The 23,165-nt window shown below is 34.6% G+C and carries 21 protein-coding genes and 4 tRNA genes; 21 read left to right on the top strand and 4 right to left on the bottom strand.

Features of this window, described 5'->3' with window-relative positions:
- Window positions 1-36: 36 nt before the first annotated feature.
- Window positions 37-468: a hypothetical protein gene (locus tag LPC21_RS00275; RefSeq protein ID WP_229317291.1), complete on the bottom strand. Its 432-nt coding sequence runs from the start codon at window positions 466-468 to the stop codon at window positions 37-39.
- Between the two features lie 140 nt (window positions 469-608).
- Between LPC21_RS00275 and LPC21_RS00270 the strand changes: the two genes are divergently transcribed.
- The 4 genes from LPC21_RS00270 to LPC21_RS00255 all read left to right on the top strand — a co-directional run bounded on the left by LPC21_RS00270 (window position 609) and on the right by LPC21_RS00255 (window position 3,967).
- Window positions 609-983, top strand: coding sequence for a hypothetical protein (locus tag LPC21_RS00270; RefSeq protein ID WP_229317289.1), 375 nt, complete (start codon window positions 609-611; stop codon window positions 981-983).
- Between the two features lie 130 nt (window positions 984-1,113).
- Window positions 1,114-1,908 (top strand): MbnP family protein, encoded by a 795-nt coding sequence (locus LPC21_RS00265; RefSeq protein WP_229317287.1) that lies wholly within the window; start codon window positions 1,114-1,116, stop codon window positions 1,906-1,908.
- Window positions 1,909-1,961: 53 nt separating this feature from the next.
- Window positions 1,962-3,002, top strand: a complete 1,041-nt coding sequence (locus LPC21_RS00260) for a cytochrome-c peroxidase (RefSeq protein ID WP_229317285.1) — start codon at window positions 1,962-1,964, stop codon at window positions 3,000-3,002.
- A gap of 11 nt (window positions 3,003-3,013) precedes the next feature.
- Window positions 3,014-3,967, top strand: a complete 954-nt coding sequence (locus LPC21_RS00255) for a transporter (RefSeq protein WP_229317283.1) — start codon at window positions 3,014-3,016, stop codon at window positions 3,965-3,967.
- Window positions 3,968-4,021: 54 nt separating this feature from the next.
- Here LPC21_RS00255 and lysS read toward each other — a convergent pair whose 3' ends face one another.
- Window positions 4,022-5,731, bottom strand: coding sequence for a lysine--tRNA ligase (gene lysS / locus LPC21_RS00250; protein ID WP_229317281.1), 1,710 nt, complete (start codon window positions 5,729-5,731; stop codon window positions 4,022-4,024).
- Window positions 5,732-6,006: 275 nt separating this feature from the next.
- Here lysS and lipB point away from each other — a divergent pair, with 275 nt between their 5' ends.
- The gene (gene lipB, locus LPC21_RS00245) at window positions 6,007-6,717 is read left to right on the top strand and encodes a lipoyl(octanoyl) transferase LipB (RefSeq protein ID WP_229317280.1); all 711 of its coding nucleotides are present in this window, start codon (window positions 6,007-6,009) and stop codon (window positions 6,715-6,717) included.
- A gap of 19 nt (window positions 6,718-6,736) precedes the next feature.
- Here lipB and LPC21_RS00240 read toward each other — a convergent pair whose 3' ends face one another.
- Window positions 6,737-7,336 carry a ribonuclease HII gene (locus tag LPC21_RS00240; RefSeq protein WP_229317279.1) on the bottom strand — a complete coding sequence of 200 codons (600 nt, stop codon included), beginning with the start codon at window positions 7,334-7,336 and terminating at the stop codon, window positions 6,737-6,739.
- Between the two features lie 204 nt (window positions 7,337-7,540).
- On the opposite strand from LPC21_RS00240, the gene LPC21_RS00235 reads away from it, so the two are divergent.
- The 5 genes from LPC21_RS00235 (at window position 7,541) to LPC21_RS00215 (ending at window position 15,656) form a co-directional block, all read left to right on the top strand.
- Entirely contained in the window at window positions 7,541-10,597 is a 3,057-nt protein-coding gene (locus LPC21_RS00235; RefSeq protein WP_229317278.1) for a SusC/RagA family TonB-linked outer membrane protein, read from the top strand.
- A 5-nt stretch (window positions 10,598-10,602) separates the two neighbouring features.
- Window positions 10,603-11,970, top strand: coding sequence for a RagB/SusD family nutrient uptake outer membrane protein (locus tag LPC21_RS00230; RefSeq protein WP_229317277.1), 1,368 nt, complete (start codon window positions 10,603-10,605; stop codon window positions 11,968-11,970).
- A gap of 111 nt (window positions 11,971-12,081) precedes the next feature.
- Window positions 12,082-14,040: a putative porin gene (locus tag LPC21_RS00225; RefSeq protein WP_229317275.1), complete on the top strand. Its 1,959-nt coding sequence runs from the start codon at window positions 12,082-12,084 to the stop codon at window positions 14,038-14,040.
- Between the two features lie 80 nt (window positions 14,041-14,120).
- Window positions 14,121-15,392, top strand: a complete 1,272-nt coding sequence (locus LPC21_RS00220) for a DUF2851 family protein (RefSeq protein WP_229317273.1) — start codon at window positions 14,121-14,123, stop codon at window positions 15,390-15,392.
- A gap of 42 nt (window positions 15,393-15,434) precedes the next feature.
- Entirely contained in the window at window positions 15,435-15,656 is a 222-nt protein-coding gene (locus LPC21_RS00215; RefSeq protein WP_229318592.1) for a PspC domain-containing protein, read from the top strand.
- A gap of 53 nt (window positions 15,657-15,709) precedes the next feature.
- Here LPC21_RS00215 and LPC21_RS00210 read toward each other — a convergent pair whose 3' ends face one another.
- Window positions 15,710-17,176, bottom strand: coding sequence for an APC family permease (locus tag LPC21_RS00210; protein WP_229317271.1), 1,467 nt, complete (start codon window positions 17,174-17,176; stop codon window positions 15,710-15,712).
- A 201-nt stretch (window positions 17,177-17,377) separates the two neighbouring features.
- Between LPC21_RS00210 and LPC21_RS00205 the strand changes: the two genes are divergently transcribed.
- The 11 genes from LPC21_RS00205 (at window position 17,378) to secE (ending at window position 23,156) form a co-directional block, all read left to right on the top strand.
- The gene (locus LPC21_RS00205) at window positions 17,378-18,262 is read left to right on the top strand and encodes a ComEA family DNA-binding protein (protein WP_229317270.1); all 885 of its coding nucleotides are present in this window, start codon (window positions 17,378-17,380) and stop codon (window positions 18,260-18,262) included.
- Between the two features lie 36 nt (window positions 18,263-18,298).
- Window positions 18,299-19,468 carry an acyl-CoA dehydrogenase family protein gene (locus LPC21_RS00200; RefSeq protein ID WP_229317268.1) on the top strand — a complete coding sequence of 390 codons (1,170 nt, stop codon included), beginning with the start codon at window positions 18,299-18,301 and terminating at the stop codon, window positions 19,466-19,468.
- 72 nt (window positions 19,469-19,540) lie between these two features.
- Entirely contained in the window at window positions 19,541-19,735 is a 195-nt protein-coding gene (gene rpsU / locus LPC21_RS00195; RefSeq protein ID WP_229317267.1) for a 30S ribosomal protein S21, read from the top strand.
- 70 nt (window positions 19,736-19,805) lie between these two features.
- Window positions 19,806-20,702 (top strand): tyrosine-type recombinase/integrase, encoded by an 897-nt coding sequence (locus LPC21_RS00190; protein WP_229317264.1) that lies wholly within the window; start codon window positions 19,806-19,808, stop codon window positions 20,700-20,702.
- A 32-nt stretch (window positions 20,703-20,734) separates the two neighbouring features.
- Entirely contained in the window at window positions 20,735-21,037 is a 303-nt protein-coding gene (hpf, locus tag LPC21_RS00185; protein ID WP_229317263.1) for a ribosome hibernation-promoting factor, HPF/YfiA family, read from the top strand.
- A 92-nt stretch (window positions 21,038-21,129) separates the two neighbouring features.
- A tRNA-Thr gene (locus tag LPC21_RS00180) sits at window positions 21,130-21,203 on the top strand.
- 35 nt (window positions 21,204-21,238) lie between these two features.
- A tRNA-Tyr gene (locus LPC21_RS00175) sits at window positions 21,239-21,319 on the top strand.
- 177 nt (window positions 21,320-21,496) lie between these two features.
- Window positions 21,497-21,568, top strand: a tRNA-Thr gene (locus tag LPC21_RS00170).
- Window positions 21,569-21,625: 57 nt separating this feature from the next.
- Window positions 21,626-22,810: an elongation factor Tu gene (gene tuf, locus LPC21_RS00165; RefSeq protein WP_229317261.1), complete on the top strand. Its 1,185-nt coding sequence runs from the start codon at window positions 21,626-21,628 to the stop codon at window positions 22,808-22,810.
- Between the two features lie 61 nt (window positions 22,811-22,871).
- Window positions 22,872-22,945: transfer RNA gene (locus LPC21_RS00160), tRNA-Trp, on the top strand.
- A gap of 13 nt (window positions 22,946-22,958) precedes the next feature.
- A complete protein-coding gene (gene secE / locus LPC21_RS00155) occupies window positions 22,959-23,156 on the top strand; it encodes a preprotein translocase subunit SecE (protein WP_229317259.1) in 198 nt (65 codons plus the stop codon).
- The last annotated feature ends 9 nt before the right edge of the window (window positions 23,157-23,165 follow it).

The raw sequence follows: 23,165 nt of genomic DNA, 5'->3' as shown, positions 1-23,165 counted from the left end.
AAAAACTTCCGGTATAACCGGAAGTTTTTGTTTGAATTAATCCCTTTGATGTTCTTTGTGTAATTTTCTTTTTTCGCCCATTCGCTTGTTGTTTCTGTCTTTTCTCAATTCCCATTTGGCAAATTGGTCAGCGGATAAAATGCTTTTCATTTTGTTTTTCAATTCAATTTGCTCGTCGAGCATTTTATTTTTCATCTCAAAACGAAGCGCTTTTGCTTCTTCCATTTTGGCTTTGTGTTCGGCTTTCATTTTCTCTATTTTAGCCATTTGCTCCGTCATTAATTTGCCAACTTGTTCTTGTTGTTTGGCATTGAGATCCAAATCCAAGGTCATTTTTTTAAGGTGCAATTGATTGCGTTGTTCCAGAGTCATTTGTTCGATTTCTCCTTTGGGGTGTCTTTCTTTTCTTTCCTGGGCAAAACTACTTAGTCCAATTACTAATAGGGCAACAATACATACTTTTTTCATGATTTTAATTTTTAAGTTACTGCAGGGTAAGACCTAAGGCTATTGATAAGGTTTAATTCTTAACATAAGTTTAGTATTTAGAATTACTATTTTTAAAGTTATAATTTTTTAAAAACACAAGTATTACTTACTTTTGCAAGGTGAAAAACATCCTATTCATACTAGTTATCGCCTTGTTTCTAAAGCCAATTCTTCCGGTTGTAGATTATGTTATTAACTATGAATACATTAGCAAAGTGCTTTGTGAAAACAAAGACAAACCCAAACTACAATGTAACGGAAAATGTCATTTGATGAAAGAATTAGCTAAAGCGGCTGAGACAGAAAATCCAAAATCTTCCGACAAAAAATCTTTTTCACCAATACAAGAAGTGTTGTTTTTTAATGAAGTTGGCTCTTATAAACTGGTGTCATGCGGATGTTCTAAACAACCCAAAAATCGATCTACTTATTTGGATTTTTATTCCTATTTGATAACCAATTCGGTTTTTCATCCCCCCACAATCCTTTCTTAAATTATAGTTGGCAATGTGTTTGCCCTGTATTCGTTATACAAACGAATATAAAATTGGTGTGCTTTTTTTTTAGAATTATCTAAATGAAAAGCAGACTGATACTATTTATTATTTACATAAAATTTAAGAAATGAAATTTCAATTAAAAAAAATCGCAGCGGTTGTTGTAATCGCAATCAGTTTATTCTCTTGTTCTAATGATGATGAAGTTATTTCAGGAAATGGAAACTTAAAATTAGAATTTGACAATGTGTACAATGCTAATAATTTAGCTTTTAATACACCATATACTAATTCTAATGGTGAAGTAGTCAAGATAAATAAGCTAAAATATATTGTAAGCAATATTGTATTGACAAAAGCAGATGGAACAACATTTACATTGCCAAAATCTCAGAGTTATTTTATTGTGGATGAGGCTACTGCAGCAAGTGCTTTATTAAATCTTCCAAATATTCCTGCAGCAAATTATACTAAAGTAAGTTTTGGAATTGGAGTGGATCAAGCCCAATTTAATATAGGAGCCACGGGTCAAGGTGATTTTTTAGCATTAGCACAAACTGCTGGTATGATGTGGTCATGGTCGGCAGGATATAAGTTTTTAGCTTTCGAAGGAACTTTTACTTCGTCAACAGTAACTACGGCGACTAGTTTTATGGTACATACAGGACAAACAGGAACAGATTACAACTACACCACTGTTACATTGAATTTGCCAACAAATGCATTGGTAAGAACTACTATTACTCCACAAGTCCATATTATGGCTGATATTTCAAAAGTGCTAAATGGAACTAATAAAATTAGTTTAACAGCAAGTAATGGAATGGGAATGGGAGCAATGATTATGAGTGGTGATAAATTACCTTTAATTACTTCAAATCTTCCTACTATGTTTAGTGTAGAACACGTACATAACGACTAAATTTAATCTCAAAGCGGTTGGTGTCTAGCTGACCGCTTTAAAAATCTTAGAAAATGAAAACAAATTTTTTATTGTTACTCATTTTACCATTGTTGTGGAGTTGTTCCAATGATCAAGATGATGTGTACCAAAACATTCCATTGGAATTCAAGTTACCTTCTAATTTTCCTCCATTAGCGTATGATTTAGCAAATAATCCTCCTACGCAAAAAGGATTTGAACTAGGCAAAAAACTATTTTATGAAGGACGTTTGGCATCTGATGGAATAGTTTCGTGTGGGTTTTGTCACATACAAGAGGATGCTTTTACACATCACGGACATTCACTTAGTCATGGGGTAAATGATGCTATTGGAACCAGAAATACACCTTCGATCCAGAACTTAGGCTATCAAACGAGTTTTATGTATGACGGAGCAACGACACATTTGGATTTACAACCGATTATTCCGTTTACAAGCCCAATAGAAATGAACGGTGATTTTAGCAAAGCAATTGCTATGATGAAAGGAGATGCCGAATATCAAAAAATGTTTCAATTGGCGTTTACAGATGGTCAAATCAATTCGGAAAATATGCTGAAAGCCCTAGGTCAATTCATGTTGATGGTGACTTCGTCCAATTCTCGTTTTGATAAATACCGACGCAATGAAGCAGGTGGAACTTTATCTCAACAAGAATTAGATGGATATACTGTTTTTAATAAAAAATGTGCCAGCTGTCACGCAACCGATTTATTTACCGACAATTCGTTTCGAAATAATGGGTTACCTGTTAATCCTTTAATTAATGATGTCGGACGTTTTCGTGTTAGTCAATTAGCTCAGGACTTGCATAAATTTAAAGTGCCAAGTTTGCGTAATGTGGAAAAAACTGCTCCGTACATGCATGATGGTCGTTTGTATACTTTAGAAGCAGTTTTAGATCATTACAGTTCAGGGGTCGAAAATTCTGCGACATTGGATCCTATTTTAAAAAGAAATGGAATGTTAGGAATTGCATTAACTGCATCAGAGAAATCACAATTAATAGCTTTTTTGAAAACCCTAACGGATACGCAGTATTTAACCGATAAACGTTTTTCTGAATATTAAATTATTGTAAAATGAAGAAAATAACATTAGTACTAGTATTAGTTTTTCAATTAGCTAATGCCACCGAAAAAGACAGTTTACAATTCAAAAATCCGTTTACTCAATTTCATCATTTTTTGGAAGATGATTGTGATGCTTGCGGTTGCTCGGCTAGTGGTGGAAGTATGGGATTTGCATCGATGTTGAATTCTAACTTCGTCGGCATTCGCTATTTTAATCAGCAATACCAATCGACAGATGGCTTGTATAGTAATTCACTTTGGTACAAAGAAAATTTCAATACTACTCAAGTTTGGGCTCGAATTCCCGTAAAGGAAAATGTGCAGCTTTCGGTTTTATTTCCATATCATTCGCACAACAGAGCCACGGCTACAGGAGATCAAGCGATTAATGGTGTTGGAGATATTACACTTTTAGCGATGTATCGATTGTATCAAACACATAAAGACAGTACTTTTTTGGTACATACCTTACAAATGGGCGGTGGTGTAAAAATGCCATCAGGCAAATTCAACCAAGCTAATTCTGGGAATGTCAATCCGAGTTTTCAAGTAGGAACGGGGAGTTGGGATTATCTTTTGGCAACCGAATATATAATTAGAAGAAAACAATTCGGACTCAACACGCTATTGAATTACGTGATTAAAACCGAAAATCAGAAAAATTACCGTTTTGGAAATCAATTGAATTATGCTGCTACTTTCTTCTATTTGAATGAAAAGGATGCGTACTCCTTTGCTCCTCAAATTGGAATTGCAGGAGAAAATTACGAAAGCAATTACCAATACGGAATCCAATTGAATAAAACGTCAGGCAATGCATTATTTGGTAAAGTAGGTTTTGAAGTGGGGCGTAATGCTTTTTCTTTTGGAGCCAATGTCATGTTGCCTATTAAGCAAAATTTAACTGGAGGTAATGTAGAAGCCAATTGTCGTTGGAGCTTTAATCTGAATTATTCGTTGTAAAACCAAAAAAGGAGCCTCAATTGAAGCTCCTTTTTTTATCATTTCGAAATTAATTTATCCAATCAATTCCATTATTTTACTCTCGCCAGCCACACTTACTTTGATAAGTTTGTTTTGAGACAAGCCTTTGGTGGCAGCATCCCATTTTTTACCGCTCAATTCCGATTTGGCTTTCAATGCAGCCAAATCCATTTGGTTGTTGTTTGCTTTCAATAAATCAACGATTAATTTTTCTTCTTCTGTTAATTCAATTTGAACTTGTTTTTTCTCCGGACGCATTTGCGGGAAGAACAACACTTCTTGAATAGAGGCATTATTTGTCAAGAACATCATCAATCGGTCCATTCCAATTCCCAATCCAGAAGTGGGTGGCATTCCGTATTCCAAAGCTCGTAAAAAATCCTCATCGATCACCCCATTGGCTTCATCATCACCTTTTTCGGCCAAACGCATTTGGTCTTCAAAACGCTCTCTTTGATCTATTGGGTCATTCAATTCCGAGTAGGCATTGGCCACCTCTTTTCCGCACACCATCAATTCAAAACGTTCTGTCAGTTCTGGATTGTCACGGTGTTGTTTACAAAGTGGACTCATTTCTTTTGGATAATCGGTGATAAAAGTTGGCTGAATGTAATTTCCTTCGCATTTAGCGCCAAAAATTTCGTCAATCAATTTTCCTTTCCCCATGGTTTCGTCTACGTCAATTCCCATGCCTTTAGCAGCAGCAAACAATTCCGATTCTGATTTTCCCGAAATATCAAAACCTGTAAACTGTTTGATCGCATCGGTCATGGTGACTCTGGCATAGGGCGCTTTGAAATTGATTTTATGTTCGCCAAAAGTCACTTCACTAGTACCGTTCACTCCAATAGCGCAATGCTCTAACAAGTTTTCGGTAAAGTTCATCATCCAGTTGTAGTCTTTGTAGGCTACATATATTTCCATAGCGGTAAATTCTGGGTTGTGGGTTCTGTCCATTCCTTCGTTACGGAAGTTTTTAGAGAACTCATACACTCCTTCAAATCCACCTACAATCAATCTTTTTAAGTACAACTCATTGGCAATACGCATGTATAGCGGAATGTCAAGCGAGTTGTGGTGCGTGATAAATGGTCGCGCTGCAGCTCCACCCGGAATCGGTTGTAAAACGGGTGTTTCTACCTCCAAATATCCTTTGTCGTTAAAAAACGAACGCATGGCGTTGAACAATTTAGTTCTTTTGATAAACGTATCTTTCACATGGTCGTTCACCGTTAAATCTACATAACGACGACGGTATCTTTGTTCTGGATCGGCAAAGGCATCGTGGATTTTTCCATCGGCATCCATTTTCACTACAGGAAGTGGTTTTAAGGCTTTCGCCAAAACCGTTAAACCGTATACATGAACCGAGATTTCGCCCACCTGTGTTTTAAAAACCGTTCCGCGAATCCCAATGAAATCACCAATGTCCAATAGTTTTTTGAAAACCACATTGTACATGGTTTTTTCTTCATCATCCGAAATGTCATCTCTCGAAACATAAACTTGAATACGTCCTTCAGAATCCTTCAATTCGGCAAACGACGCCTTTCCCATGATGCGTTTTCCCATCAATCGACCCGCTAAAATCACTTCCTTACCTTCGTATTTCTCGAAGTTAGCTAGGATTTCGCTCGAATAAGCGGTGGTGGTAAACTCGGCTGCTGGATACGGCTCAATACCTAAATTGCGTAATTCGGTAAGTGCTTCTCTACGTAAAATTTCTTGTTCGGATAATGCCATTGTATTCGGATTTTAAGAGCGCAAAGATAGTTAAATTTGAAAACGTAGCAATTTCAAAATTTGAAAAACATCTCAGTTTTTTCAGAAGCAGCACTTTTTGTTTTTTATCTCGTTGGGTCCTGCTGTACGCTGTATCTTTTAACGCTTGGGAAGCGTTAAAAGGATGTCGCTTCCATCAGGGCTAGAAATGACGAATTTGTTTTCAAAACTTTGTACCTTTGGCTCGCAATATAAAAAGGAACGATTTAAAATGAGTTCGTTCCTCGCAATGACAAATGAACAAACAAATCCAATTATACGATTTAGGCAACAAGGATTACAAAGCTACTTGGGAATACCAAGAAGAATTGTTCAAAGGAATTGTCGATTTGAAAATCCAAAATAGAAAAGACGAAACTTGTTTACCTACACCCAATTATTTCCTTTTTGTAGAACATCCGCATGTGTATACTTTAGGAAAAAGTGGCGATTTGAGTAATTTGTTGCTTTCTGAAAAACAATTGGAGGCCAAAGGCGCCACCTTTTATAAAATCAATCGAGGAGGAGATATTACCTATCACGGTCCTGGACAAATTGTGGGTTATCCTATCTTAGACTTAGAAAATTTTTTTACCGATATTCATAAATATTTGCGATTATTGGAAGAAGCCATTATACTAACGCTAGCCGAATACGGTTTGACTTGTGGTCGAAGTGATGGAGAAACGGGAGTTTGGTTGGGCGTTGGAACCCCTTTTGCTCGAAAAATTTGCGCCATGGGAGTGCGTGCTTCGCGTTGGGTTACCATGCATGGTTTTGCCTTAAACGTCAATGCCGATTTGGGTTATTTTGACAATATCATTCCTTGTGGAATTCGTGGCAAAGCAGTGACTTCTTTACATGTAGAATTGGGAGTTGAAAAATTGGATGAAAACGAAGTGAAAGCTAAAATTCTGCATCATTTTGCTTCATTGTTTGAATCGGAATTCGTGAACGGCGATTTGTAATTCGAAATTGCTGATCGGATTAAATATCTAATTTTAATTGCTCAGGCAACAATCTAAAACTCATACGGTGGTATTTGGTTACCCCATATTTACGAATAGCCTCTCGGTGTTCTTGAGTAGGGTAGCCTTTGTTTTGTTTCCAATTGTACATGGGAAATTCTTCGTGAATTTTGTTCATGTACTCGTCTCGGTAGGTTTTTGCTAAAACAGAAGCCGCAGCAATACACATAAATTTAGCATCTCCTTTGATAATACAACTGTACGGAATATCTAAAACAGGTTTAAACCGATTCCCATCAACTATAATGTATTCTGGTTTTGGATTCAATTTCAAAATGCTCTCCTGCATGGCTTTGATTGAAGCATTTAAAATATTGATTTCATCAATAATGATTGGTTCTAAATGTGTAACGGCAAATGAAACGGCTTGTTCTTCTATAATGGGGCGTAATTTTTCTCTCGCTTTTTCTGTCAATTGTTTACTGTCATTCAAAATTGAATTTTCAAAATGAGCAGGTAAAATTACAGCGGCAGCAGTAACAGGGCCTGCGATACAGCCGCGACCTGCTTCGTCGGTTCCAACTTCCAAAAGAAATGATGAGAAATTAAGAGAGAGCATTTTTGTAGTTTCAAAAAAAATAAAATTAGTATATTTTATTCTACAATCAAATTATAACGAACTATTAAATTTAATGCTATTCACAAAAAAAAATAATTAATTAACCTTTAACAAATGTTAAAATAACAAATATTTCATTATATGTTTGTTTATTAAGAAATAATTAAGACTTTTGTGATTAACTAATTCAAAATTAATTTTACTATGAGATTAAAATTCAAGTGGATTTATACGCTTTTATTAGCGTTGTCTATGCAGTTTTCTTTTGCTCAAGAGAAAACAGTTTCAGGAGTTGTTTCAGACGGGACAGGTCCGGTTCCAGGTGCTAACGTAATAGTTAAAGGAACTAAAAATGGTGTTCAAACCGATTTTGATGGTAAATTTGCTATCAAAACGAAAGTAGGAGATGTTTTGGTTGTTTCTTTTGTAGGAATGCTAGATGCCTCTTCAAAAGTAGGTGCTTCGAACACAATCAATTTTAAATTACAAGCGGGTAACTCTCTTAATGAAGTTGTTGTAGTTGGTTACGGTCAAGTAAAAAAGAGAAACGAAGTTACAGGTAATGTTTCAACAGTAGGTGCTGATAAAATTAAAGCAGCTCCGATGGTATCTGTAGATCAAGCTCTACAAGGAAATGTAGCTGGTTTACAAATGTCAACTTCATCTGGTACACCAGGATCTACTCAAGATATTCGTATTAGAGGTAGAAATTCGATTAATGCTGGAAATGATCCATTATTTGTTATCGATGGTGTTCCAATGATTAATGGTAACTTCTCTGGTTCGTCTAATATTAGTTCATTGTCTACCTTATCTTCTATTGCAGCAGATAATATTGAATCTATGACTGTATTGAAAGATGCAGGTGCAACTTCTGTATATGGAGCACGAGGGTCTAATGGTGTAATTTTGATTACTACAAAAAAAGGTAAAAAAGGAGATGCACAATTTAGCTTAAGCTCAAGTGTAGGTTTCCAAAACAATGCGGTAGATGGATTAAGACCATTTACAGGTGCAGAGAAAAAAGAATTATTGCTTGAAGCAATTTATAATACTTATGGTACAGCTTACAATTTTACAGAAGCTAATGCTTTAACTTGGGCTACAACAAATTTAGCTTCAGGTACTAGTGCTATGAGAGCATGGATTGCTCGTGGATCAACAGAATACGATTGGACTAAATTGATGAAAAATGAAGATGCATTGATGAACAATTTAGATTTCTCAGTTTCTGCTGGTGATGATAAATCTACTTTATATGCTTCTGTAGGGTATAACAAAACAGAGGCTACTGTTATTGGTTCAGATTTCAAACGTGTAACTGCTAATTTAAATTACACTAGAAAATTAACTGATAAATGGGATTTAAAAACAGGAGTTAATGTTTCAAATGTAAAACAATCTGGTGTATTAGAGCAAGGTGCTTTCTTTTCGAATCCAAACCTGACAAGATATTTTATGAGTCCATGGAATGCTCCATATAATGCAGATGGTACTTATTTTTTACCAGCTACTGGATTGCATAACTCTTTGTATACTGCCGCTAATAATATTAGAAATAATGAGTTGACTCGTTTGATGTCAAACAATTCAGTTTCTTATAAAATTTCAAAAGATTTAGTTTATAATGGGTCTATATCTTTGGATTACACAATGAATTCTTATAAAGGCTTTAATGATGCTATTCATGGTGATGGTGTTGCCTATGGAGGTACATCGTCAGCATCAGTTTCAAGAAATTTTAACTATGTGGCTCAAAATTCGATTGACTATCGCTTATCTTTAGGTGAAAACCATAAATTGGATTTCAAAGGATTAATTGAATTTCAACAAAACAAATTAAACTTTATAAGTGCTTATGGTGAGGTTTTACCTTTAGGATTTACTAATGTTGCCAATGCTGCAGCTAACAAAGATGCTAGTTCAAGTTTTGATGATTGGTCTAACTTAAGTTATTTAGGAATTGCAAATTACAAATTCCAAGATCGTTTCTTATTAGACTTAACAATTAGAAGAGAAGGTTCGTCACGTTTCAGTGAAGCAACAAGATGGGGTAGCTTTTACTCTGCGGGAGCCGCTTGGAATGTTGATAAAGAAAGTTTCATGAAGAATGTATCTTTTGTTGATTTATTGCGTTTACGTGGTTCTTATGGATCTACTGGAAATAATTCTATTGGTCTAAACGAATACCAAACATTACTAGGTACATCAAGTTATAACAACCAAGGAGGTATGTTCCCATCTCAATTTGGAACAACTGGATTAACTTGGGAAGTTCAGAATAAATTAGATGCTGGAGTAGAGTTTGGATTATTTGATAATAGAATAACTGGTTCGGTTGCCTATTTTGATAATAATACAAAAGATTTGTTATTGAGTTTGCCAATGTCGTTGACAACAGGTCATACATCTCAAACTAAAAACTTAGGAAAATTAAATAACAACGGATTGGAATTTGAATTGGATTTAGATTTAATTCGTTCAGACAATTTTAATTGGAGTGTTGGTGGAAACTTTTCTACAGTAAATAATGAAGTTACCGATATGCCAGTTGTTAATGGTACTCAAATTACTATTACTGGTAGTACAACAAAAACTCAAGTTGGATACCCAGTTTCAGGCTGGTTTATGAGAAAATACGCTGGTGTAGATCCTGCTAACGGTAATGCTTTATGGTATGTTAATGGCGTTGATGGAGCTACAACTACGAACTATAATACTGCCACTCAAACTTGGCAAGGTGATAGTGCTTTACCTAAATATTCAGGTGGTTTCAATACTCATGTTGATTTAAACAATTTTTATTTTGATGCTACTTTATATGTAGCTGGAGGTCATAAAGTTTACGAAGACTGGGCAGCATATACCCAAGGTCAAGGTACAACTACCTTAGTTTCTTACAATGGTTCTGAACCATTGTTAAACAGATGGCAAAAAGCTGGGGATATCACTAATGTTCCTAAAGTAGAATATTCTCCAACAGCTGGAAATGCTCAAGCTACTAGTACTTCTACACGTTTTTTACATGATGGTGATTTTATGAGATTAAGAGATGTAACTATTGGTTATAACTTTAAATCTTCAATTTTATCACAATTCAATTTAGACGGTTTGTCTTTCTCTTTAAGAGGAACAAATCTTATGACTTGGGTTAAAGATAAAGACTTGAAATATGATCCTGAAGTTCGTGCTGATGGTTTTACAAGATTAACATCTCCTCCAGTGAAATCAGTAGTATTTTCAATTAATGTTAAATTCTAAGAATTATGAAAAAAATATTTTCGAAAATTTTATCAATTACTGCATTGTCAGTATTGATTACATCATGTTCCTCAGATTCTTTAGAGCCTAGTTTGGTTCAAAGTAGAGATTTTACCTTAAACCCACCAAGTACTGTTCAAGATTTGAACTTATTGGCTAATGGTATGTACAAGCGTATGGTTGCTGTTCCTTACTATGGAAGAGATTTAATTATCTATAATGAGGTTAGGACTGATAATGCCTATTCAAATAATGCTTCAGGTCGTTTTCTAAATGTTGGGACTGGGACATTAACAGCTTCTGCGGCTTTTCCAACGGATACGTGGACACAAATTTATAGAGTAATCGCAAATGCTAATTTGATTATTAACTCTTCTATTACTGGAGCTGCAGCTGATGATTTAAAAGCGCAAGCTTTAGTAGCTAGAGCATTAGCTCATTTCGATTTGTTAAAATTATATGGTCAACATCATGTTACTGGTCAAGGTGGTCTTGAGGCTTTAGGTGTGCCTTATGTGAAAACATATAGAGATTTGAATCAATTAGCACCAGCTAGAAACAAAGTTTCAGAAGTAAAACAATTTATTTATGCTGACTTAGATGCTGCTTTGCCATTATTTGGTTCCACTTTAGATTATACTAAAATTAATAAACAATCTGCTTATGCAATTAAGTCTAGAGTTGGAATTTATTTTGGTGATTGGTCTATAGCTAAAGATGCTGCTGCTACTGCACTAGGGTTAGGAACTGCTACAATTGTTCCTCAATCTGGTTTTGTATCTTCATTTGCAGCTGATGGAAAGCAAGTGAATTCTGTTTTTGAATTAGTTCAATTGTCAAACGACAACAACGGTATTAATGGTTTGTACCAAATTTATGGAGCTACAAATTATGGTGATGTTGTGATTAACGATACTCAAAATTTCCAAGCTATTTATGAGACTGCAGATGTAAGAAAATCAGCCTTCATGATTGGTACTATTGCCGGATTCCAGAGAAATATTGGTAAGTATACCAAATTAGCTACCAATACTAAAGTAATTCGATACGAAGAAATTGTATTGAATTATGCCGAGGCATTGTTAGAAACTGGTGATGCTGCAGGTGCTTTAACTCAAATTAATAGAATTACTGCACAAAGAGGAGCTACTGCTTATACTGTTGCAAATAAAGCGAATGTATTGCTAGAGAGAAGAAGAGAGCTAGCATTTGAAGGTTTCCGTTTTGATGATAGAGTTAGAAATGGTTTAGGTACTCCTACAAGTCCAAAAGCAACTACTGCTTTTGCTTATGGCGATTACAGAATGGCATTCCCAATTCCTCAATCAGAAATCAATGGTAATGCTGCAATGAAACAAAATTATAATTACTAGATTATAATATCTGATTTAATTAAACAGCAGTAAGCATATGTTTACTGCTGTTTTTTTTATCCCAATAGATCAATTACCTTTGTCGTTCTATAGAATTAAAAGTATTGTTTCATGAGAATGTTTTGTTGTATTGTATTGCTGTTTATTACTTCTTTTTTGTTTTCACAAAACAAATCAAAGAAACTAGATTTTAATACCCAATACCAAAGTGCATCAGATTCTACTAAATCGCGTCAACCCAAAAAAGTAGCTACCCTAGATCTTTATCGAATCATTACTTTAGATAGAGATACTACCTACATAGATACTTCCTTAACGATAAAAAAAGAGTACAGTCATAATTATCTTCGAAGAGATACTTTTGGCTTGTTGCCTTTTGCAAATGATGGACAAACGTACAATACCTTACAATACAGTTTAACGGCTGTTAACCCTTATCCGGAATTTGGTTTTAAAGCCAAACATTTTAATTTTATTGAAGCCAATCAGATTCGTTATGCCTCTGTAGCAACGCCTTTAACGGAGTTGTATTTTAAATCAACTCAATTGAAAGGGCAGTCGGTCGATTCCTATATTGCCATTAATACCTCACCCAATCTCAATTTTTCTTTGGCGTATAGAGGTTTGCGTTCTCAAGGAAAATATATCAATCAATTAGCAAGCACCGGTAATTTTCGTTTTACTACAAGTTATAGCACTCAATCCAAACGGTATTGGTTTGACTTTCATTTTACCCAACAAGATATTCTTAATGAAGAAAATGGTGGAATAACTACTATTGATGATTTTGAAAGTGAAAATAGTGATTATAAAAACAGACAACGATTAGAAGTTTATCTTACGGATGCTAAATCTTTTTTGAAGGGAAAACGTTTTTTTATCGATCATGGCTTTAGAATTAACTCTAAACAAGGCACTAATAATCTGTATTTAAAACATCAATTCAATTACGAAAATAAGTTTTTTGAATATAACCAACTTACAGTTTCATCTAATGCTAACGGCAATATTATTAATCGTTTTGGCGACTCTTTTAGATCAACTGAAATCAATGATCAAACACGTTACAATAAAATGTACAACAAAGTGGGTTTACAATATGAAAATACTTTTTTAGGCAAATTTCAATTTTTTGTAGACGACTTTAGATCGAATTATTATTATAATCAGATTCTTATTTTTGATAATCGAACGGTTCCCAATTCGCTTTCTATGACAATTAATTCAGCAGGTGGTCAATACGAATATCGAAAAGGAAAATGGAATGGTAGGTTATTATATGCTAGATCAATTACCAATCAATCGCTGTCTAATTTAGATGCCACAATGCAATTTGATTTGGATGAGGATAATCAATTTACCTTTCAATATCAAAACACAAATAAATTACCCAACAACAACTACAATCTTCACCAAAGTAGTTATGTAGCTTACAATTGGTCCAATAATTTTAATAACGAAAAAATAAATTCACTTTCGGCGAATGCAATCACACCATGGATTAGTGCTTCCTTGCAACTCGCTACCATTCAAGATCATTTGTATTTTAATTATATTTCTTCTCAAGCGGAAAAATTGGCACAAACCCAAATCGTAACTCCTTCCCAATATGCTGGAACTATCAAATACCTCTCTTTGAAGATGAATAAAGAGTTTCAGTTTGGAAAATTTGCTTTGGATAATACCGTATTGTTTCAAAAAGTAGATCAAAATCAATCGGTATTGAATGTGCCTGAAATAGTAACTAGAAATTCGATTTATTTTACAGATTTCTTCTTCAAAAAAGCATTGTATTTACAAACGGGTATCGTTTTTAATTATTTCACAAACTATTATGCAAATGATTACAATCCAGTGATCGGTGAATTTTTTGTACAAAGAGACAAGCAAATTGGAAATTTCCCGAACCTTGACTTTTTTGTAAATGCAAAAATCCAACGTACACGTATCTTTTTTAAAGTAGAACATTTTAATTCTTCTTTGACGGGTAATACCTTTTATTCAGCTCCTAACAATCCTTATAGGGACATGACCATCCGTTTCGGATTGACTTGGAATTTCTTTGAATAATGATTGTATTTTCGTTTGGGTTGAAAATGAGATAAGTAGATCTTTTTTGTATCTTAGATTTTCATTTAAAAGCCCCCTGAATGAAAGAAGATTTTTTACATTATTTATGGAAATTTGAATATTTCAACACTTTAGATCTCAAAACTACTTCTGGAGAATCTATTACTATCGTAAACGTGGGTCAGTATTTAGAACAAGCTGGACCTGATTTTTTCAATGCTCAAATTCGAATCGATAATCAAAAATGGGCCGGAAATGTAGAAATGCATTTAAAATCTTCCGATTGGTATATACATCATCATGAGAATGACCCTGCCTATGAAAATGTGATTTTGCATGTAGTTTGGGAACATGATGTTGCAATTTACCGTAGTGATAATTCAATTATTCCTGTATTGGAATTAAAGTATTATGTTGCTCCCAAAACAGTGATAAATTACAATGTGTTACGATCTGTAAAATCCTGGTTATATTGCGAAAATCAATTGGCAGGTTTGGATCAATTTCTACTAAGACATTGGCAAGAACGATTGTTTGTTGAGCGTCTAGAGCAAAAAACAAAACCCATTTCAAATTGGCTCACACAAACAAGTTCAGATTGGGAAGCTGTGTTTTTCTGGATGTTATCTCAAAATTTCGGTTTGAATACTAATGGAGACCAATTTTTCGCTATCGTTTCTTCGATCCCTTTTTCTATAATTCGTAAAGAAGCATCCAACTTGGCTAATATAGAAGCCTTACTTTTTGGCAATGCAGGTTTGTTAGATACTGAAAAAGAAGATCACTACTTTACTGATTTGAAATTTCGCTATACCTATTTGCTTCAAAAATACCAATTGACTAAACCTATTCTAGCTCCGGTCCAATTCTTTAAACACCGCCCCGATAATTTTCCAACGATTCGACTATCTCAATTGGCTGTATTATGGCATACCCACAGTAATTTATTTTCCAAAATTTGTGCAACCAATTCTCTTGACTCGATGTACCAACTATTACAAGTTACCGCCTCGCCTTATTGGCTGGACCATTATCATTTTGATAAATTGAGTCCAAAGAAAAATAAGCAACTCTCCAAACCTTTCATGGATTTGTTAATTGTAAATACAATAGTGCCTATACGATTTACGTATGCTCAAAGTCATGGAAAAGATAATAGTCAAGATTTAGTAGATTTGTTACAGTATTTATCCCCAGAAAAAAATGGGACTATCGATAAATTCAACTATTTTGGTATTGCTACAACTAATGCATTTGAAACCCAGTCTTTATTGCAATTAAAAAAGGAATATTGCAATAAAAGTAAATGCTTGTCGTGTGCTATCGGAATTGAAGTGATAAAGAATATATAACTCAGAAATAATTATGTAATTTTGGATTCAAATTCATTAATGATGTTGAACCGGCTAAAATTTTTTTTTGAAAAACATGGGTTTCATGTTTCCTCTAGATTAGCAGACGCTTTAGGGATGCGAGCCAGTAGCGTGCGATTGTTTTTTATTTATTTATCCTTTGTCACGGCCGGTTTGTGGTTTGCAGTGTATTTAATATTAGCTTTTTGGATGCGTCTGAAAGATCTGATTCGTGCCAAACGAAGTTCGGTATTTGATATATAAACATAAAAAAAGCTCTAGTTTACTAGAGCTTTTTAGTTAAATATATGGAAGTCTTATTCCGCTTTGTCGTTATTTAATTTTGAACGGCTTTTGCTATATCCAAAATAAACTAATATACCGATCAATAACCAAGCACCAGAAAACAATTGTGCTTTTAGGCTTAGATTTACCATTAAGTAGGTATTGATTAAAATACCACAAACTGCAATTACAGGTAAAGCAGGAACTTTAAATGTTCTAACTAATTCAGGCTGCTTAACTCTCAAAATCCAAACCGCAATACAAACCATTGTAAAGGCAAATAAGGTTCCGAAACTTGTCATATCAGCTAATTCATTGATAGGAGTAAATGCCGCTACTACAGCAATAATACCACCAAGTATCATTAGGTTTGTTTTTGGTGTACCAGAAATAGGGTTTACTCTAGAGAATACTTGCGGAATTAATCCGTCTTTAGACATTCCCAAGAAGATTCTAGATTGTCCCATAATCATTACCATTAATACCGATACTAAACCAATAGTAGCTGCTATTGTAATAATTAATCCTGCCCAACCTTGCCCAGCAATATCAAACGCATAAGCTACAGGTGCTTTAATTGCATCTGGATATTTCCCTAGTGGGTTAAAATCTTGATAATTCATCATTCCAGTTAATACAAGAGAAACTAGAATGTATAAAGTGGTACAAATTAATAAAGAGGCAATAATAGCAAATGGAACATCTTTTTTAGGATTGATTGCCTCTCCGGCTTGAGTAGAAACAGCATCAAAACCTACATAAGCAAAGAAAATTGCAGCAGCTCCAGAAACAATACCGGTTAAACCATACGCGTTATGAGTAGTTTCTTTTTCAACAATTTGAGTAGCTTCTGGAATAAATGGAGACCAGTTGTCAAAGTTGATGAAAAACGCTCCAGCTATGATTACAAATAATACAGCTGAAACTTTCAAAATTACAATCATATTGTTCGCTTTAGCGGCATTTTGTGTTCCTTTAATCAATATTGAAATCACCAATAATACAATTAAAAATGCAGGAAGATTCATTGAAAAACCCTCGCCAGTATAACTAGCCGGATCGGTGGTAAGCCAATCAGGTAATGAAATTCCAAATTTCAACAATAATTTATTGAAATAACCAGACCATGAAACGGCGACCGTCATGGATCCCATGGCATATTCTAAAATAAGACCCCATCCAATGATCCAGGCAAAAATTTCTCCAATAGTTCCGTAAGCATAAGCATAAGCAGATCCTTCAACCGGTAAAATTGAAGCAAATTCAGAATAACAAAGTGCGGCAAAAACGCAGGCGATACCTGCAATAATAAACGATATTGCTAATGCTGGACCTGCATGGTAGTAGGCTCCGGTTCCTGTAAGAACGAAAATTCCACCTCCGATAATGGCTCCAACACCAATAGCTGTTAGGCTCCATTTTCCTAGAACCCTCTTTAAAGTACTTTTTTTCATATCAGCTTCAAAAGCCGAAATAGGTTTAACTCTCCAAATTGACATGGTTATATAAGTTTTAGTTATTAGATTCCAAATGTATAGTTTTTTGTAAAAAATAAAAACAATAATTAGATATAAAGTGATAAAACATGAATTATAAATTAAAGAGGATTGATTGTCAATAGAATTCTGTCTTTATTTTTTCTTGTAATATTCAATTTTTAGTTATTTTTAATTACCCAAATTTTAAAATGTCCCCAATCTATGAATTTCAAATGGTTCTCCTCGTATTTTTCATTTTCTAAATCACAACGCACAGGATTGCTAGTATTGCTAGTTTTAATTGTTGTTTTACAAACGGTTTATTTTTTTGTTGATTTCAGTTTGCCAATAAAGAATAATCCTAAAAAAAATACATGGTTGAGTGTTCAATCAGAAATTGATTCGTTAAAAGAGCAAGCTAGGTTTTCAGGTTCACGATTATATCCATTTAATCCCAATTACATTTCGGATTACAAAGGGTATAAATTAGGAATGTCCGTCCAAGAGATTGATCGTTTGCTTGCCTATAGAAAACAAAACAAGTTTGTCAATTCGGCCGAAGAATTTCAAAAAGTAACAAAAGTATCCGATTCATTAATAAGTAGGATTGCTCCTTATTTTAAATTCCCGGATTGGGTAAATGAAAAAAGAAAAAGTAGTTCAATTTCGAGTTACAGGAATCCTGTTTTTACCACAAGCGAAAAATTAGTAGTGCTCGATATTAATACCGCCAGTTTGGAAGATTTAGTTAAAGTATATGGAATAGGCGAAGTGATAGCACAGCGTATTTTAAGTTATAGAGAAAGTTTGGGAAGTTTTGTTGTAATGGAACAGTTAAATGAGGTTTGGGGTTTGTCGCCAGAGGTTTTAGTTAATTTGAACAAAAGGTTCAAAGTGAAATCACAGTTAGGAATAAAAAAAGTGAATATTAATAACGCTTCGATAAAAGAATTGGCACAGTTTCCCTACTTCAAATATGCATTAGCCAAACAAATAGTAATTTATAGAAGTATGAACGAACCTATTGTTGAAACTACGGATTTAACAAAAATTAAGGGAATGCCTAACGATAAAATAAAAATAATCGCACTATATTTGGATTTCTAAAAAAAGAATTAATTCTTACAATTTTAATTTTCACTAATGAATTCAATGTATTTCACAGAAGAGCATCAACTATTTAGAGCAAGTTTTCGAGATTTTTTACAAAAAGAAGTTGTGCCTTACATTGAACAATGGGAAAAGTCAGGAACAATTGACCGTTTTATTTGGAAAAAATTTGGTGAGATGGGATTTTTCGGAATCAATTATCCTACTCAATATGGAGGAATGAACTTGGATTTGTTCTATACCGTTATTTTTCTTGAAGAACTTCAAAAAATAAAATCTTCTGGATTTGCAGCGGCGATGTGGGCACACGTTTATTTGGCCATGACGCATTTGAATACTGAAGGAAGTGAATCCATTAAACAAAACTATTTAACAGCAAGTATTAATGGAGATAAAATTGGAGCCTTGTGTATTACAGAACCTTTTGGAGGAAGTGATGTAGCTGGAATGCGAACCACTGCTGTTCAGTCAGGAGATAAATATATTATTAACGGATCCAAAACTTTTATTACTAATGGAGTTTATGCTGATTATTATATTGTAGCTGCTAAAACAGAACCTGGACTAGGGAATAAAGGAATTAGCGTTTTTTTAGTTGATACTGATACGCCAGGGATTTCGGCCACCAAATTAGATAAATTGGGATGGAGAGCATCGGATACGGCTGAAATTGCCTTTGATAATGTAGAAATTCCGATTTCCAATTTAATGGGGGAGGTCAATAAAGGATTTCCATACATCATGCAGCATTTTGCATCAGAACGTTTGATTATGGCAATTAATGCGCACGCCAGAGCCGAGTATGCTATAGACTATACTATTGAGTATATGGAACAACGCCAGGCTTTTGGTACTACAATTAATAAATTTCAAGCGTTACGTCATACTTTAGTAGAACACGCGACCGAAGTGGAACACTGTAAAGTATTCAATTATGCGGCCATGGCACGTTTAAATAAGGGCGAATATGTTGTTAAAGAGGCAACCATGGCTAAACTAAAATCTACCAAAGTAGCCGATGAAGCTATATACAGTTGTTTGCAAATGTTGGGAGGTTATGGATATATGGAAGAATACCCATTGGCTCGATTATTTAGAGATAGTCGTTTAGGACCTATTGGTGGTGGTACTTCAGAAATCATGAAGGAAATTTTGTCCAAAATGATATTGGATAAACAAAATTATAAGCCAGCTGTAGAATAATTTTAAATTATAGTTTTTAATTCGTATTTATTTTCTACATTTGCAGCCTTAACGAGAGGAGGTGTCTATATTATGTTAATTATACCAATTAAAGACGGAGAAAATATCGATAGAGCATTAAAGCGCTATAAAAGAAAATTTGATAAAACAGGAACTGTTCGTCAGCTGCGTGCACGTCAAGCTTTCATTAAGCCATCTGTAACGAATAGAATGAAATTCCAGAAAGCGGCTTACATCCAAAACATGAGAGATAATTTAGAAAGTTAATATCTAAATTTAGTCAAATACTAACCGTTAGTCATTGAAATTGTATAATTTTGATGCTAACGGTTTTTTTATGAAAAATAACAAAGAAGCATTTCGAGAGTACCTGCAGTTGGAGAAAAACTATTCTCCGCATACGGTATTAGCATATTGGAATGATATTGTTTCTTTTGAATCGTTCAATTCCTTACATTTTGATCAACACGATATTGACCAAGCTAACTATAGCCAAATTAGAAGTTGGATTGTGTCGTTGGTGGATGCTAATTTGTCTAATGTGTCTGTTAATAGAAAAATGGCTTCGCTTAAAGCCTATTATAAATTTCTATTGAAAACGAAACAAATTGAAGCGAGTCCGCTTTTGAAGCATAAGGCCTTAAAAACTCCTAAAAAAATCCAAATCCCATTTTCTGAAAAAGAAGTAGATGCTGTTTTACTATTTATGCAAAACCCAGTTGGTTTTGAAGCGGTTCGAGACAAGTTGATTGTTGATCTTTTGTATACAACAGGAATGCGAAGAACAGAGTTAATTCATTTGAAATTAGCAAATGTTAATTTTGGTGCTAGCACAATAAAAGTTTTAGGTAAAAGAAACAAAGAGCGAATTATTCCAATTCTACCCCTAATTAACTGTCAATTGGAGAGTTATCTTAAAGAACGCAATGGGTTGGAAAATATAATAGATGAGGAGTATTTTTTTCTTTCTAAAAAAGGCGTTAAAATAAATGAATCTTTTGTGTACCGATTAATTAATTCGTACTTTAGTTCTGTTTCCGAAAAAGTAAAAAAGAGTCCGCACATATTACGTCATACGTTTGCGACACATTTATTGAATAACGGAGCCGATTTGAATTCAGTCAAAGAATTATTAGGACATTCTAGTTTAGCGTCGACTCAAGTGTATACACATAATAGTTTAACTGAACTGAAAAAAGTATACAAACAGTCGCATCCTAGAAATCAAAAATAATTCTAAGTGTTTAATTATTAATTAATTTGATTATGAAGGTAAGTGTTCATGCGGTTAACTTTACAGTTGACAGAAAGCTAGTTGATTTCATTCAAGAAAAAATGGATAAATTGGAAAAGTATTACGACAAGGTGGTTTCGTCGGACGCTTTTTTAAAAGTCGAAAAGACTAGTGATAAAGAGAATAAATGGGTAGAGATTAAGATCAATGTGCCTGGAGATGAATTTGTAGTCAAAAAACAATGTAAATCTTTTGAAGAGGCAGTTGATTTAGCAACAGAATCGTTAGAACGATTATTAGTAAAAAGAAAAGAAAAAATCAGAACATCGGTTTAAATTGAAATTTTTTTCAAAAAATGTTTTGAAAGAGAGATAAAATCTATACATTTGCAGTCCGTTAGAAATAGCGGACTTTTTTTATTGAAATTGCCAGCGTAGCTCAGTTGGCTAGAGCAGCTGATTTGTAATCAGCAGGTCGTGGGTTCGAGTCCCTCCGCCGGCTCAAAGTCGATTGATTTCAAAAAATAAAAAAAGTTAGGGGAGATACTCAAGCGGCCAACGAGGGCAGACTGTAAATCTGCTGTGTGAACTTCGCAGGTTCGAATCCTGCTCTCCCCACAAAATTTTCAGAAATGAAATTTTTATAAAGCTTGCTTAGATAAAAATTAAATTTGAAAATTTAGTAAGGGTTCACCCTTACGGATCACAAGCTAGCTTGTAATCCTAATATGTCTTAAAGTTAGATCTTTTATAGGATTTAAATTTAAGTACGCCGGTGAAAACTTTACAATCCTTGCCGGTGTAGCTCAGGGGTAGAGTGCTTCCTTGGTAAGGAAGAGGTCACGGGTTCAATTCCCGTCATTGGCTCAATAAATGAATATTTGAACACTAATAAATATAAACTAAGATTAAAAATTAAGTAAAATGGCAAAAGAAACCTTTAACCGTTCGAAACCACACTTAAATATTGGTACGATCGGACACGTGGATCACGGTAAAACAACTTTAACAGCAGCAATCACGAAAGTATTATCTGATGCTGGTTACTGTCAAGCAAAATCATTTGATCAAATTGATAATGCTCCAGAAGAAAAAGAAAGAGGTATTACAATTAATACTTCACACGTAGAGTATGAAACAGCTAACCGTCACTACGCTCACGTTGACTGTCCAGGTCACGCGGATTACGTTAAGAACATGGTTACTGGTGCTGCTCAAATGGACGGTGCTATCTTAGTAGTTGCTGCTACAGATGGTCCAATGCCACAAACACGTGAGCACATCCTTTTAGGACGTCAGGTAGGTATTCCAAGAATCGTTGTATTCATGAACAAAGTGGATATGGTTGATGACGCGGAATTATTAGAATTAGTAGAAATGGAAATTAGAGATTTATTATCTTTCTACGAATATGATGGAGATAATGGTCCTGTTGTTCAAGGTTCTGCTTTAGGTGGATTGAACAATGATCCAAACTGGGTTCCTAAAATCATTGAATTGATGGAAGCTGTTGATGCTTGGATCGAAGAGCCAGTTCGTGATACTGAAAAACCATTCTTGATGCCAATCGAAGATGTATTTACAATTACAGGTCGTGGAACTGTTGCTACAGGTCGTATCGAAACTGGAGTTTGTAATACTGGAGATCCAGTTGAAATCATCGGTATGGGTGCTGAGAAATTGACATCTACTATCACTGGTATCGAAATGTTCCGTCAAATCCTTGATAGAGGTGAGGCTGGAGATAACGCAGGTATCTTGTTAAGAGGTGTTGCTAAAGAAGATATCAAAAGAGGTATGGTTATTGTAAAACCAGGTTCTGTTAAACCACACGCACACTTCAAAGCTGAGGTGTATATCTTGAAAAAAGAAGAAGGTGGTCGTCACACACCATTCCACAATAACTACCGTCCACAATTCTATGTTCGTACAACAGACGTAACAGGTGTAATTACTTTACCTGCTGGTGTAGAGATGGTGATGCCTGGAGATAACTTAACTATTGAAGTTAAATTATTGAGCGAAATCGCTATGAATGTAGGTCTACGTTTCGCTATCCGTGAGGGTGGTAGAACTGTAGGTGCTGGTCAGGTAACTGAAATTCTATAGTACTTTTAAAGTATAAATTTTTAAAGCCAGTAGTGGAAACATTACTGGCTTTTATTAACAAACGGGCGTAGTTCAAGGGTAGAATAGCGGTCTCCAAAACCGTTGATGGGGGTTCGAATCCCTCCGCCCGTGCCAAATATATATCATAATGACAAAAGTTGTTAATTACATATCGGAAGCATTTGAAGAGTTAAAATCAAATGTAACTTGGCCAGCTTGGTCTGAAGTACAACGTCTAACAATTGTTGTTGCTGTTTTTTCAGTAGTATTCGCCTTGGCAACTTGGGGAGTAGATGAGGTTTTTGCGAAAGCATTAGCCGGATTTTTTAACTGGTTAAAAGCGTAATTTTTTTTG

This window comes from Flavobacterium ammoniigenes (assembly GCF_020886055.1).
In the GTDB taxonomy this organism is placed as follows: Bacteria; Bacteroidota; Bacteroidia; order Flavobacteriales; family Flavobacteriaceae; genus Flavobacterium; species Flavobacterium ammoniigenes.
This window is presented reverse-complemented; position numbering and strand designations above follow the sequence as displayed.